Annotated in this window: 15 protein-coding genes; 13 read left to right on the top strand and 2 right to left on the bottom strand. The window is 33.7% G+C overall.

Going from position 1 to position 13,492, the window contains the following annotated elements; all coding sequences use genetic code 11:
* Positions 1-10 precede the first annotated feature (10 nt).
* From JYK00_RS09585 to JYK00_RS09540, 10 genes are all read left to right on the top strand, one after another.
* On the top strand, positions 11-847 hold the full coding sequence (locus JYK00_RS09585; protein ID WP_207566672.1) for a hypothetical protein: 837 nt from the start codon (positions 11-13) through the stop codon (positions 845-847).
* 89 nt (positions 848-936) lie between these two features.
* On the top strand, positions 937-2,073 hold the full coding sequence (locus JYK00_RS09580) for a sodium ion-translocating decarboxylase subunit beta (RefSeq protein WP_207566671.1): 1,137 nt from the start codon (positions 937-939) through the stop codon (positions 2,071-2,073).
* 9 nt (positions 2,074-2,082) lie between these two features.
* Positions 2,083-2,313 (top strand): 4Fe-4S dicluster domain-containing protein, encoded by a 231-nt coding sequence (locus JYK00_RS09575; RefSeq protein WP_207566670.1) that lies wholly within the window; start codon positions 2,083-2,085, stop codon positions 2,311-2,313.
* Positions 2,306-3,475, top strand: a complete 1,170-nt coding sequence (locus JYK00_RS09570) for a 2-oxoacid:acceptor oxidoreductase subunit alpha (RefSeq protein WP_207566669.1) — start codon at positions 2,306-2,308, stop codon at positions 3,473-3,475. The genes JYK00_RS09575 and JYK00_RS09570 overlap by 8 nt, the downstream gene beginning before the upstream one ends.
* 9 nt (positions 3,476-3,484) lie before the next feature.
* Complete coding sequence (locus JYK00_RS09565) at positions 3,485-3,781, top strand: hypothetical protein (protein WP_207566668.1); 297 nt, start codon at positions 3,485-3,487, stop codon at positions 3,779-3,781.
* A gap of 5 nt (positions 3,782-3,786) precedes the next feature.
* The gene (locus JYK00_RS09560; protein ID WP_207566667.1) at positions 3,787-4,245 is read left to right on the top strand and encodes a DUF4234 domain-containing protein; all 459 of its coding nucleotides are present in this window, start codon (positions 3,787-3,789) and stop codon (positions 4,243-4,245) included.
* A 363-nt stretch (positions 4,246-4,608) separates the two neighbouring features.
* A complete protein-coding gene (locus JYK00_RS09555) occupies positions 4,609-6,921 on the top strand; it encodes a methyl-accepting chemotaxis protein (protein WP_207566666.1) in 2,313 nt (770 codons plus the stop codon).
* 138 nt (positions 6,922-7,059) lie between these two features.
* Positions 7,060-7,905, top strand: a complete 846-nt coding sequence (locus JYK00_RS09550) for an EamA family transporter (protein ID WP_207566665.1) — start codon at positions 7,060-7,062, stop codon at positions 7,903-7,905.
* A 12-nt stretch (positions 7,906-7,917) separates the two neighbouring features.
* Positions 7,918-8,583, top strand: a complete 666-nt coding sequence (locus JYK00_RS09545) for a DUF554 domain-containing protein (protein ID WP_207567689.1) — start codon at positions 7,918-7,920, stop codon at positions 8,581-8,583.
* Between the two features lie 21 nt (positions 8,584-8,604).
* Positions 8,605-9,402 carry a Rossmann-like and DUF2520 domain-containing protein gene (locus JYK00_RS09540; RefSeq protein WP_207566664.1) on the top strand — a complete coding sequence of 266 codons (798 nt, stop codon included), beginning with the start codon at positions 8,605-8,607 and terminating at the stop codon, positions 9,400-9,402.
* On the opposite strand, the gene JYK00_RS09535 is transcribed toward JYK00_RS09540, so the two are convergent.
* Positions 9,342-10,778 (bottom strand): phospho-sugar mutase, encoded by a 1,437-nt coding sequence (locus tag JYK00_RS09535; protein WP_207566663.1) that lies wholly within the window; start codon positions 10,776-10,778, stop codon positions 9,342-9,344. The genes JYK00_RS09540 and JYK00_RS09535 overlap by 61 nt on opposite strands.
* A gap of 194 nt (positions 10,779-10,972) precedes the next feature.
* Between JYK00_RS09535 and JYK00_RS09530 the strand changes: the two genes are divergently transcribed.
* The 3 genes from JYK00_RS09530 to speE are packed head-to-tail and all read left to right on the top strand — an operon-like array spanning position 10,973 to position 12,807.
* Complete coding sequence (locus tag JYK00_RS09530) at positions 10,973-11,503, top strand: helix-turn-helix domain-containing protein (protein WP_207566662.1); 531 nt, start codon at positions 10,973-10,975, stop codon at positions 11,501-11,503.
* Positions 11,504-11,538: 35 nt separating this feature from the next.
* Positions 11,539-11,931 carry an adenosylmethionine decarboxylase gene (gene speD, locus JYK00_RS09525; protein ID WP_207566661.1) on the top strand — a complete coding sequence of 131 codons (393 nt, stop codon included), beginning with the start codon at positions 11,539-11,541 and terminating at the stop codon, positions 11,929-11,931.
* A gap of 3 nt (positions 11,932-11,934) precedes the next feature.
* Positions 11,935-12,807, top strand: coding sequence for a polyamine aminopropyltransferase (speE, locus tag JYK00_RS09520; protein ID WP_207566660.1), 873 nt, complete (start codon positions 11,935-11,937; stop codon positions 12,805-12,807).
* A gap of 62 nt (positions 12,808-12,869) precedes the next feature.
* Here the strand turns inward: speE and rsmD are convergent, their stop codons facing one another.
* Positions 12,870-13,403 carry a 16S rRNA (guanine(966)-N(2))-methyltransferase RsmD gene (rsmD, locus tag JYK00_RS09515; RefSeq protein ID WP_207566659.1) on the bottom strand — a complete coding sequence of 178 codons (534 nt, stop codon included), beginning with the start codon at positions 13,401-13,403 and terminating at the stop codon, positions 12,870-12,872.
* Positions 13,404-13,492 lie beyond the last annotated feature (89 nt).

Raw genomic sequence — 13,492 nt, 5'->3', positions numbered from 1 at the left:
GGTGATACACATGGAGATAATTAATCACATAAAAAATACCATCGAAAAATCTTCAGGCATTTCTTTGGCTTTTGTAGGAGACAACGCTGCTTATTTGAAGAAAAAAGCACTTGAGATTGCTGAATTATTCAGTTCAAATCGCTTAGAAAATCTTTTACTTATTGAAGGAAAAAACATAACCATACAGAATGTTAGAACTCTTCAAGAGTTTCTGAGTTTTGCCCCTGAGGCAGGAAAAAAATTTGTGTTACTTATAAATGCTGAGAGACTTCTTCCAGAAGCAGAAAATGCTTTGCTTAAAATTTTGGAAGAGCCTCCTGAATATTCAGTAATAATTCTTACTACTACAAGCTGGAACTCACTATATCCCACTGTTCGCAGTAGATTGCAAAGGTTTAATATTAGACGAGAGATTGAAACGATTTCATCTGAAATAAAAGATCCATTCCTGAAAAAATTGATAATTTTAAATCCCGAGTTTAAAGGGAGAATAGTAAATAATGATTACAAAGTCCTTAGTATAGATGAACTGCTGGAAGAGGACGATCTGCTGAGTATTTACATAAGCCTTTATAAGCTTATAGAAGATAGTGTAAATCAAAAAGATGTGCTATTGAAGCTAACTAAAATTCTTTCTACTAAGAAAGAGTTCGACTTTTTAGTTATTCTGGCAAGAGTATGCTTATGGGTATTAGAAAACAACCTTGGAATTGAGCATATACCTTATGAACTTGCCCTGGAGATAGATAGAATTGTCTCATCAAAAATCGGCAATTATAATTATGAATTAACGTATCATTTTCTATTACTTAGTTTAGAAAAGGCTTTTTCTGAGAAAAGTAAGTAATCATTCTTAAATGGTTAAAATCTAACTTTATTTTTTTATAATTGTACTGTATAATTTTTTCTGAAAAGTCAAGAGAAGGAGGAAAGATTTTGTTAGAAGCATTAACAGCATTTCTTCAGAGCACCGCATTTGCTCACATAACTCTTGGTAATATTATCATGTATATTATTGCAATTGCCCTAATTTACATTGCCATTGAAAAAGAAGCAGAACCACTTCTTTTGATCCCCATAGCTTTTGGAATAATCCTTGCAAATATTCCGCCAGATGTCACAGGTATTTTAAATCCTCCGTCAGAAAATTCGCCAGGTGGACTCCTCTGGTATTTACAACAGGGACTCACACTGGGAATATATCCTCCGTTGATTTTTCTTGGTATAGGTGCACTTACTGATTTTTCTTTTATATTGTCTTATCCGATAACAATCTTTCTTGGAGGCGCAGCTCAGATTGGAATATTTGTTACTTTTATTGTTGCAAGATTTCTTGGTTTTTCTTTAAAACAGGCGGCCTCTATAGGTATAATTGGTGGTGCTGATGGCCCCACTTCAATTTATATAACATCCAAATTTGCGCCTGAACTTTTATCCATAATTGCAATTTCTGCGTATTCATATATAGCGCTCATACCAGTTCTTCAGCCAGCTGTTTCAAAACTCTTAACCACGAAAGAGGAAAGAAGAATTCGAATGAAACCTCCCAGGAAAGTCACGAAAACGGAAAAAATCTTATTTTCTCTTCTCACTACGGTGATAGTTGCTTTTATTGTTCCAAAGGCGTTACCGCTCATTGGAATGCTCATGTTCGGTAATTTATTGAAGGAAGCAGGGGTTGTAAAAAGACTTGTTGAAGCTGCAAGCAGGTATATACTTGATACTGTAACTATATTATTATGCATTTCAGTGGGTGCTTCTGCAAGAGCAGATATATTTCTAACTCCACAATCATTAATGATTTTCGGTATGGGGGCGCTTGCGTTTATAGTTGCAATTAGTTGTGGTATATTTTTTGCAAAAATATTGAATTTATTTTTGAAAGACAAAGTTAATCCGCTCATAGGTGCAGCTGGAGTTTCAGCGGTACCAGATTCAGCCCGTGTTTCTCAAAAAATAGCTCAAGAAGAAGATCCAACAAATTTCATCCTTATGCATGCCATGGGACCAAATGTTGCAGGTGTTATTGGTTCTGCTGTTGCAGCTGGAATTTTCTTATCAATTATCAAGTGAGGTGATATTGTGCCAAAGCGCAATTTTATAGTAAAAATAAATTACAGCTGGTGTAAATCATGTGGAATTTGTTATCATGTTTGCCCCACTCAAACTATAAACCGCGGTGAGTTGAATAAACCTATTGTAGAAAATCATGATACCTGTATAGGATGTATGATGTGCGAAAATTTATGTCCTGATTTTGCCATAGAAATTGTTGAAAAAATGCCAGTCAAAGAGGGTGAAAACAATGCATGAAAAATCCAGAATTGTGTTTATGCAGGGAAATGAAGCAGTAGCTTATGGGGCAATCAAAGCTGGTTGTAGATTTTATGCAGGATACCCTATAACACCGTCATCAGAGATAGCTGAAACGATGGCGCGTGAACTTCCAAAAGTTGGGGGAGTATTTATACAGATGGAAGATGAAATAGGGAGTGCAGCAGCTATTATAGGGGCATCACTTGCAGGAGTAAAGTCTATGACAGCTACAAGTGGACCAGGGTTTAGCCTTATGCAAGAAGCGTTAGGATACGCTATTATGACTGAAACTCCCTGTGTCTTTGTAAATGTCATGCGTGGAGGTCCATCAACAGGTCTTCCAACGAAACCGGCTCAGGGAGATATTATGCAGGCAAGATGGGGAACCCACGGAGATCATGCTATTATAGCACTTTATCCTTCAACAGTTGAAGAGGCGTATAAATATATTATACGTGCTTTTAATCTTGCAGAAATTTACAGGACTCCTGTAGTATTTTTAATGGATGAAACTCTTGGACATATGAGAGAAACTTTTTCTTTACCTCTTGAAAGTAAAATAGAGATTGTTAAAAGAATTTCTGAGAAAGAACTTGAAGAAGAGGAAATATTTGTTCCATACGCAGAGAGCGAATACGCCGAGCCAACCCCTACAGCTCTTGTGGAAATGGGAAAAACTCGCTTTCACGTTTCAGGACTGGTGCATGATGAATCAGGTTTCCCAAATGCCTCTTATGAAACAGCAGAAAAACTGATCAAAAGATTAACAAACAAAATAAGATTGCATATAGATGAAATAGCTATGTACAACGAATATTTAGTTGACGATGCAGAAGTTCTTGTTATAGCATATGGGGTTGTAGCAAGAAGCGCACTTGAAGCAGTTAAAATTGCCAGAGAGGATAAAATGAAAGTAGGCCTTTTCAAGCCAATAACCATCTGGCCTATTCCTGTTCATCAGCTTAGAAAAAGATTGTCAAAGGTAGAAGCTGTTGTAATACCCGAAATGAATCTTGGACAATACGGGAGAGAGATTTTAAGGCTTGTAAAACCCGGGACTAAAGTTAAATTTATAAACAAAGTAGGCGGCGAACTTATAACTCCTGAAGAAATACTTGATGGAATAAACGAAATTTTAACAGAAGGTTTCGATTTTTGATGTGGAATTATGGATTGGGAAAAAATTATTGAAGAATTTTCTTCAGAATCTGCTCATTGTCCAGAATGTTTAAAATGTGGTTACTGTTGCAAACATACTCCGTGTTTTTATGGAGAGTGGGATTCTGAAAAGCAGCGATGTAGATATTTAACTGAAAATAATTTATGCGGAAAATATAAAGAAATTGTTGCACTTGAAGAAAAAATGGGTCTTCGTGAAAAAATGTTTGGTTCAGGATGTTGCTTGAATTACATGAATCCTGATAGGTTAAAACTTTTGAGAGAGGTAGAAAACAAAGAACGGTGATGGTTATGAGAAAAAACTTTCTTATATACTGGTTATGGGCTATTCCAACAATAACTGGATTGTTTTTTGGTTTTATAAATAATGATGTTTCTGATATTTTGCTTACAGTTTCATCTATATTTTTTCTAATACTTCTTTATCAATATGGAAAGATTCTTAAGGATATAACAAATGGTGTTGTAAATTTAATTCCGCTTTTCTGGACAATCGTTTTTCTGGCACTCTTTGCAAATATTCCACTTTATCTTACCAATTCATATTTTACCTGGCTTTTTGCGCAATTTATAGTTTTTTTCTTAAGCCTTTTGTATTTAAGAAAAATAATTGTTGAAATAAACTCAGACAAAAGTATACTTGCATTGCTGTTGTTATCCATAGTAACTCTTGGTATATATCCTTTCTTTTTCTACTATTCCTTGACAAAGGAAATCAGCGCTTTTGAGGAAAAAAGATTAAGCAGGTAATAATTCCAGACAGCAAGAAATATTTAAAAAGCCACTTATTTAATATTAACTGTTTTTCTACATGTTTGGTGAGTGTTAAAAGCTTCAGACTAATGTACTGTAAGAGTTTTAACCACAGATTTGACATATTTTGGACAGCTGAATAATTATTATAAAGTTGCTATAGTCGGAAAAGATTTTAATTATATCTTTTCCGGCTTTTTTGTATATTGTATATTATGTAAATACGTTGAGTGATCTTATAATGAAAAATTAGCAGTAATAGTAATGTATTCATTAACAAACTGTAAAACCGGGGAGCACTTTTATTGTCGATAAAAATGGTATAATTTTTTTGTCAATATTTACACGAGGAGGGAAATCATGAGAATATCAAAACTTTTAAATCTAATAATTCCTGTCTTAATAATTACAACATTTTCCTCTATATTTCTTATTGTTTCTCTCTCAATCAATAGTTTAAACAAACATTGGACAATGGGTGAAATGGAAGTTTATGCTTCATATGCAGATGATTTAATAAAATCTCAAACACATGGATTGCTTGAGGCTATGGCGTTTGTTGAGGGAAATAAAGATATTTTAGAGACTTTTGCAACGCGAAACAGGGAAAAATTGTATGATTTAACAAAAGATACATACGATAAGCTTAGAGAACTTGGTGTTACCTTTTTTCATTTTCACACTCCAGATAACAAAAGCTTTTTAAGAGTCCACAAGCCCGGTAAATATGGTGATGATTTATCTTCTTTTAGAAAAACTGTTGTTGAAGCAAATACCAGGCAAAGAGTAATAACAGGACTTGAGATAGGTGTTGATGGTTTAGGTTTAAGGGTAGTAAAACCTTTAATTTATAAAGGAAATCATATTGGGACTGTAGAATTGGGATACGATTTAGGTTCCTCATTTTTAAAATCACTTCCAGGAAAAAATATGATTTACATATTTTACGACAAGAATGGAAAACGAGTCGATAAAATGGTCAAAGAAACCAATGATATGGAAAATATAAGCAAATACATAGATATGTCAGCAGTGCTAAATGGAAAAGATTACACATATTTTTCAAAGACAAAATTATATGCTGGAATGCCATTGAAGGATTTTTCCGGGAAAACAATAGCTGCTATTATAAGTGAAATAGATGCTTCACATATTAATCTTGTTGGGAAAAATTTAAAGAAACAGCTTCTAATCTTTTTTATTGTTTTCACTGTTATTATGATAGTCTTTTTCTTATGGATTTCTTTGCATGTTAATAAGAACATAAGTAGAACGCTTAAAGGTCTTGAAATAATATCAGACGGAGACTTGACATACAAAATTAAAGCAAAAGGAAAAGACGAATTTGCCCTTATTGGAAAATCCTTAAACCATACTGTTGAAAAAATGAAAGATTCCATTCTGACTATAATAGGAAGTATTAAAAAAGTATATATTTCAACAGGTAAGATTTCAAACGATTTAAACAATTTCAGTGAAAATATAAATATAACAAACAAAAAGTACTCTTCCATAGCTGAAAATATAGAAAATGTTTCAGCTTCTATGCAAGAAACAAATTCTGGAATAGAAGAAATTGCTGCGGCTGCAGAGAACGTTTCAAAAACTGCTCAGGAAATCTCCCGGCAGGTAGACACAATATCTGAATCAGTGAAAATTGGTGAGAAATCTTTAAACAATATTATTAGTATGGTAAGTTCTACTCTGGAAGAATCAAATCTTACCCAGGAAAGTGTCAGTGAGCTCCTTCAAAACACCGATGGAATAAGCAAAATCCTGGAAAGTATAAATTCAATAGCGGAACAAACAAACCTTTTAGCGCTTAACGCCGCTATAGAAGCAGCAAGAGCTGGAGAAGCCGGAAAAGGTTTTGCAGTAGTTGCAGATGAAATTAGAAAACTTGCCGAGGAGAGTAAAAGGTCTACTGAAAATATAGCAGAAATACTTAAAAATATTAAAATCAGCGTTAATAAGGTAAGCCAGTTAACAAACTCGGTAGTTAATAAAATTACGGAAATCAATGATGGAACGGTAACAGCCAACACGCAATTTAAAGAAATAAAAAGAGAAGTGGAAAAAGTTTCACAAATGGTGGATATACTGGCAAGCTCAAGTCAGGAGCAAAGTGCAACCACGGAAGAAATTTCTGCTGCTATGGATAATGTAACAAAGCAAATAATGGAAATAGTTGAAATGGTAGAAGATATGTCAAAAAGAAATGACAAGCTTAAAAAGGACTCTGAAAACATAAAGGACGAAATAGAGAATATTGTTCAATCGCTCGTTTCAACTGCACATATTGTAAAAGAAACATTTTCAGTTTCAACTAAAAAAGATTATGAAAGAGAAATAAAAGAAGCTATAGAGGCTCATAAAATATGGGTTGATAAGGTAAAAGAGGCGGTAAGTTCTGGTGAAATTCCAGATGTCGAGTTTGACGCAAGAAAATGTACGTTTGGAAGCTGGTACAATTTCGTTAGACCTCCAGAGGGGCTTGAGAAAGAATGGGAAGATGTAGAAAAAATCCATCACTTTGTCCATGAAGCTGGCAAAGATATAGCAGAGGCTATTAAGCAGAATAATATTGAGAAGGCTTCTTCCATTTTGCGTGAAGCGGGAAATAATGCGATAGAATTAATAAAGCTACTTGAATCTATAGTAAGTAAGTTATAAATATCAAAGCGTAAATAAAAGATAGGACCAGTATAAAAATAGTGCGGAGCGTATGTCCGCACTATTTTTAATTAACAAATATTTACTGCAAACTGTGATGTGATAAAATAATCATAAAGCTGTATAAAGGGGGAAAACATGGGGGCTTTCTGGATATCTTTGCGTATTTTATTATTGGGGTATGAGCGAATCGCAGGGAAAAAGATAGGAGAGAAAAATTCTTCCATTTTATCTGCGTGGGGATTTTTTGGATTTTCACTTTTGTCCATGTTACCTTTTATTGGTTTTGTAAATTGGGATATAATAAAAGTATCTTTCATAAGCGGTAGTATATACTCCTTTTCTTTTTTTCTTTATATGTATGCATTAACTCACGAAGACATTTCGGTAGTGGCTCCACTTTACAATATCAATACTATCTTTTTAATTTTTGGTGCATATTTTACACTTAATGAACCTATGAATTTTTCAAAGTTTTTTGGAAGTATTTTAATGATTTATGGAGTTTCATTTTTAAAAAAGTCGAATAAAATATATAAATCCTATGTGAATGTTCTAAAAAGTAAAGGTGCACTTTCTATGATAGTATCATCAATTTTAATAGCTGTAGGTAGAATAGTCGACGGATTTCTTACTAAGGAACAAGGATATAATCCTATAGGATATTCTGTTGGTGTTTATTTTGTAATGACAATATATTTTTTTGTTTCGAGTGTTCTATATGAGAGAGGGATAAAGCACCACATTATTCTTGTTAAAGATAAACTTTTGTATCTTATTTTAGGCGGGTTTTGCAACGCGTACGCTTATATTGCTCTTCTAAAAGCGTTTAGATATATTGATATAAGTGTTGCTGAACCGCTTTCTATGCTTTCTGCTGTTGTATCCATATTGTTTGCCAGGGTGTTTTATAAAGAGGCTATCAAAATCAGGCTTGTTGGAACAGCAATTTTAATAAGCGGCGCTTTCATTATTTATCAATGAGGAGGTGAAACTATAATTACTGCTGTTGTAAATGCTATCTCGGTGGCTTTTGGAAGTATCGTTGGAATTATTATCAGGAAGGGTTTACCAGCAAACATTAGAACTATTTTGTTCTTTGCTGTTGGACTTTCGACTATTGGCTTGAGTATCACCATGATCATAAAAGTTGATAATTTTTTAATTGTACTTGGTGCTATGGCAATTGGCGGTATTGTCGGGGAAATTTTGGACATAGAAAAATTACTGAAAAAGATTGGCGATCAAATAAAAGAGGGTGATTTTTCAACGGGTTTTGTTGTTTCATCTTTATTATTTCTGGTTGGACCAATGACCATAATAGGTTCTATTACTGCTGGGCTTACAGGAGATGGTTCAATTATTTACATGAAATCATTGCTTGATGGAATATCTTCTATAGTGTTGTCCTCAATGTATGGTTTTGGAGTGATGCTTTCAGCGTTTTCGGTATTAATTATACAGGGAGCAATAGTTTTATTTTCTTCTAAGCTGTCTTTTTTAACAACTCCAGAATATTTAAATAACTTAATAGCAACAGGGGGAATTATGGTGCTGGGAATAGGCTTTAAAATACTTGAAATTAAAGATACCCGTGTGGGGAATTTTTTACCTGCACTTGCGATAGCGCCATTATTAACATTTATCGTATCTTTCTTTTAAAAGCTTACGGGAGATGATAATATGAAAATAAACATAATAGGTATTGGAAAAGTCACAACTGCATTTGCCTACAATTTAAAGGGAAAAGTAGAAATGGGCTTTATAGTATCTCGAAGTAGAGAAAAGGCAAAAGTTCTTGCAAAAGAAATAGGCGGAATTCCTGTAACATACGATGATAATTTTGTTTTAGATGACATTGTACTTGTGGGTTACCCAGATAATCTTCTTTCTGAGATACCTCAAAAATTAGAGAAATTTTTAGGAAGCAACGTAAAGGTGATTCATTTTAGTGGTTTTTATCCTTCTACAATATTTCCTGAAAACTGGTCTCCAGCTTCTGTTCACCCAAATTGTCCGGTTATCGGGAGAAAAACATCTTTTAAAGATGTTATCTTTGGAATAGAGGGAAATATTGAAGTAGCCAAAAAACTGATCTCTCTTGTAAAAGGTAAATATTTTGTTATTGATAGTAGTAAAAAAATTTATTATCATCTTGCCGCTGTTTTGATGAGTAACTTTAATCTTTCTCTCATATACCTTGCAGAAAAACTATATAAAAAAGCTAACATTCCATTTAAACATTTTTCCGAAGTAGTTGAAAGTTTGCTTAAAACTTTAATAAAGAATGTAAAAGAAAACGGGACCGTGAATTCCATCACAGGCCCGATAGTCAGGAACGATATAGAGGTGGTTAACGCTGAGATGGAAATATTCTGTGAGCATTTTCCAGAACACTGTCAACTATTCGATAACTTTATTCAAATTATACTTTCTATGAAAGAAGAAAAGGAGTTAGAAAGTCGGGACAAAAACTCATGAGCTCTATTTTTTGTGTCTCCATTTACCATGATATATGCTTTGAGCTTTGGCTCGGTACCAGAGGGTCTCACGTATATTTTTCCCTCATCGAAATCCAGTCGTAATGTTTCGTTAGGAAGGATATTGTCTATTCCTTTTGAATAGTCTACTGTATTTTGAGCACCTTGAGGGAGCTTTCCAAGCTTTAATTCTTTATAAATTTTTTTAGGAGTAGTTAAATCTTTAAATTTAAAACTCAAAAGTTTTTCCATATAGTATCCATAACGTTTGTAGAGATCTTCAAGTCTATCCAACAAATCAAACTTTTTTGCAGCTAAAGCGATCAACAAAGTTCCAATAACACCATCCTTATCTCTTGCATGGTCTCCTGCTAAATAACCGCAACTTTCTTCAAATCCAAACAAAAAATTGAAGTCTTTCTTATTTTCTATAAGGTCCCCTATAAATTTAAAACCCGTTGGAGTTTCAAAAAGTGTTATATTTCTTTCTTTACACAATGGTTTAACCATATCTGTTGAAACTATTGTTTTAACTATCATAGGATTTTCAGAAACTTTTCGCGATAAAAGATCAGTGAGTAAAACTCCTACCTGGTTTCCTGTTAATCTGCTGTCTTTCCACACAACTCCTACGCGGTCACAGTCAGGATCAGTGGCAATACCTAATTTCACGTTGTGTTTTTTCATGTATTTTCTCACGAAATTAAGCGCTTCGTCTTCTTCGGGATTTGGCGTGGAAACTGTTGGAAAATTACCATCGGGAAACATCTGTTCTTCAACTGTTATAACATTTGCTCCTAATTTTCTTAAAGCAGCTACCACAGGGATTGCCCCGGTACCATGAAGAGGAGTGTAAACTACATCCACTCCATTGAGATCTTCATCTAATATTTCACAAACTTTATCAATATAAGATTCCAGAACCACATCTTCTACGTAACTGAAACTATCTTCAAGTTTGATGTTATCGCGCTTAACATTTTCTATAAATTTTCTCAGTATATCTGTTATTTCTGGTATAGCCTGAACACCATTTGAAGTGTATACTTTGTAACCATTGTACTCTGGTGGGTTGTGACTTGCCGTTATAACAACACCTATATCGAACTTTAAATAACGCACAGCATAAGAAAGAACAGGGGTGGGAACTGGTTCTTTGAAAATCAATGTTTTATGACCATCAGCTGCAAAGACCATCGCGGCAAGTTCTGCGAACTTTCTCGAATTATTCCTTGTATCATAAGCTATAACAACTCTTGATAATCCTTTATCTTTCATATAATTTGAAACGCCTTTGCTTGCTACCATAACCGTTTCATTATCAAATTCACCTCTTTGCATTACCCCGCGAATACCACCAGTTCCAAAAAGTATCATAAACAATTCCTCCTCTCTTACATTATCACATAATAAAATTATACGTTGTAACCACAAAATGGCTTTTATGAAAATGTCTTGGTTACATAAAAGTTACCCTATCTTAACTTGATACTTCCCCAAAAGGTTATATAATATGTTGTGTATTATAGACAAAGTTTGTTTAGTATTATAGACATGTTAGAGGTGGAACCTTGAAATTGGGTATTAAATTAAAAAATCTTAGAATAGCAAAAGGTTACACCCAGGAAGAATTGGCTGATAGATGTGATTTATCAAGAAGTTTCATTTCACAATTAGAAAATGATCAGGTATCACCCTCTATTGACACTCTTGAAAGAATATTGAGGGTACTTGGAACTGACTTAAAAAATTTTTTTGCGGACGATGTGAGAAAAAAAATAGTTTTTCGAGTGGATGAAAGAGTTCCAATGTACATGGAAGAACAGGGAATAATAGGATATATATTAATGGATAATATTGAAGACAAATCTATAGATCCAAAACTTATTGAACTTGAGCCTGGTGCTCAAACAGAGGAAGAGTCACCGCATGAGGGAGACGAATTTGGGTTTGTTATAAGTGGGAAGTTAGAACTAATACTTGACAAGAAAGTATACAAAGTGAAAGAAGGAGATTGCTTTTATTATTGTGCTGATAGAAAACACAAAATTCGCAACCCGTATAAAAAAAGCGTAAAATTCTTATGGATAAACATAGAATAATTTTTACAATAAATTAAAAACGGGGAGGGATTGATATGAAAAGCTTAGGCAGACATATTATAGCAGAGTTCTACGACTGTGACAAAGAAATCCTTGATAATGTTGAATTAATTGAAAGAAGCATGAAAGATGCTGCTTATGAAACAGGAGCAACTATTGTTAATTCCTCTTTTCACAGGTTCCTCCCCTATGGGGTGAGTGGTGTAGTAGTTATTTCTGAGTCACATCTTACCATTCATACCTGGCCTGAATATGGTTATGCAGCGGTAGATTTGTTTACATGTGGCGATGATGTAGATCCATGGAAGGCTTTTTCCTACTTGAAAAAAGTTATGAAATCACAACGAGTCCATGTTGTTGAACACTTAAGAGGAAAATATGACGAAATTGGTATTCCGGAAAGCGCACCACATAAAATGGAGGTGTAATTTATGGAGTATGGTTTTGTACCAAACAGACATCTGTGGTATTTTGAATATTACACACCGGGAAACTGTGGAATCTTTATGAAAATAGATAAAATGCTTTATTCTGCAAAAAGTAAATATCAAAGAATAGACATATTTGAAACAGACTTTTACGGTAGAGTTTTTTCGCTTGATGGTATAACAATGACCACAGAAAAAGATGACTTTTTTTATCATGAAATGTTAGTACATGTTCCTATGTTTTTGCATCCAAACCCTCGGAAAGTTCTGGTTATAGGTGGAGGCGATGGAGGTAGTGTTAGAGAGGTTTTAAAACATAAAAGTGTTGAAAAAGTTATCATGTGTGAAATAGATGAGATGGTAGTAGAGGCAGCAAAAAAATACCTGCCACTTACTGCCAGTAAACTCGATGATCCAAGGGTTGAACTTGTTTATGAAGATGGTTCAAAGTTTGTCAGAAACTTTAAAAACGAATTTGATGTTATAATTGTTGATTCCACTGATCCTACAGCGGGTGAAGGCGGGCATTTATTCACGGTAGATTTTTACAAAGCCTGTTTTGATGCATTAACAGAAAACGGTACATTTGCTGCTGAAAGCGAAGATTGGATGTACGATGGAACATGGATGAGAATGGCTTACTCCAGGATAAAACAGGCTTTCCCGGTAACAAAACTCTATCTTAGTTTCATGCCAACATACCCAAGTGGAATGTGGGCTTATACTTTTGCTTCGAAAGGAATTGATCCATTAAAAGACTTTTCTGAAGAAAAGGTTAAAAGTTTTGAAGAAGAGCTAAAATATTATAATGAAGAAATCCACAGGGCTGCATTTGCTCTTCCTACTTTCTTAAAAAAAGAGTTGGAACAGCTATAAAATATAAAGAAAATGATGTTAAAAAAGATGGACAATTATGTCCATCTTTTTTTGTAAAGTTACTAAGAAATATGTCTTAATATCTCTAAAATTATATTTCCGTACTTCTTTTGCTTTATAATTTCGAGAAATTCTGGAATTTTTACTTTTTCATACTTTGAATGTTCAAAAACAATAATGCTATTTTTCCAGATTTCATTTCCAAACAAATTTAGAAGTTCGTTACCTATTCCTAATTCATATGGTGGATCCATAAAAACAATATCAAACTTTTTTGTATTTCTTTTTAAAAATATTCTGGCATCAATTTTAACTATATTTACACTTTCTTTTACGCCAAGTATTAATGCGTTTTTTTTAATTGTTTTTATAGCCTTTTCGGAAGCATCTACAAAAGTTACGAATTTTGCTCCATTACTTAGAAATTCAAAACCTGTTATACCACTACCCGCGCAAAGTTCTAAAACTTCCTTATCAGATACATCAAACATACTAATTAGTGCTCTTCTTACTTTTCCGGTGGTATATCGTGTGCGCTTATCTGGAACTATATCGATTCTTTTTCCTTTAAATTTTCCACTCTCTATTACAAGCATCTTTTCACTCCCGGAATATTTCATAAGATTTTATTATGCGATTATATTATATCTTTATTTAGGCAATATTCAAGATTGAATGTGTAAGA

Source organism: Thermosipho ferrireducens (genome assembly GCF_017358165.1).
Lineage (GTDB): Bacteria > Thermotogota > Thermotogae > Thermotogales > Fervidobacteriaceae > Thermosipho_B > Thermosipho_B ferrireducens.
The sequence above is the reverse complement of the archived record's forward strand: the minus strand, read 5'-3'. Positions and strand labels throughout refer to the sequence as shown.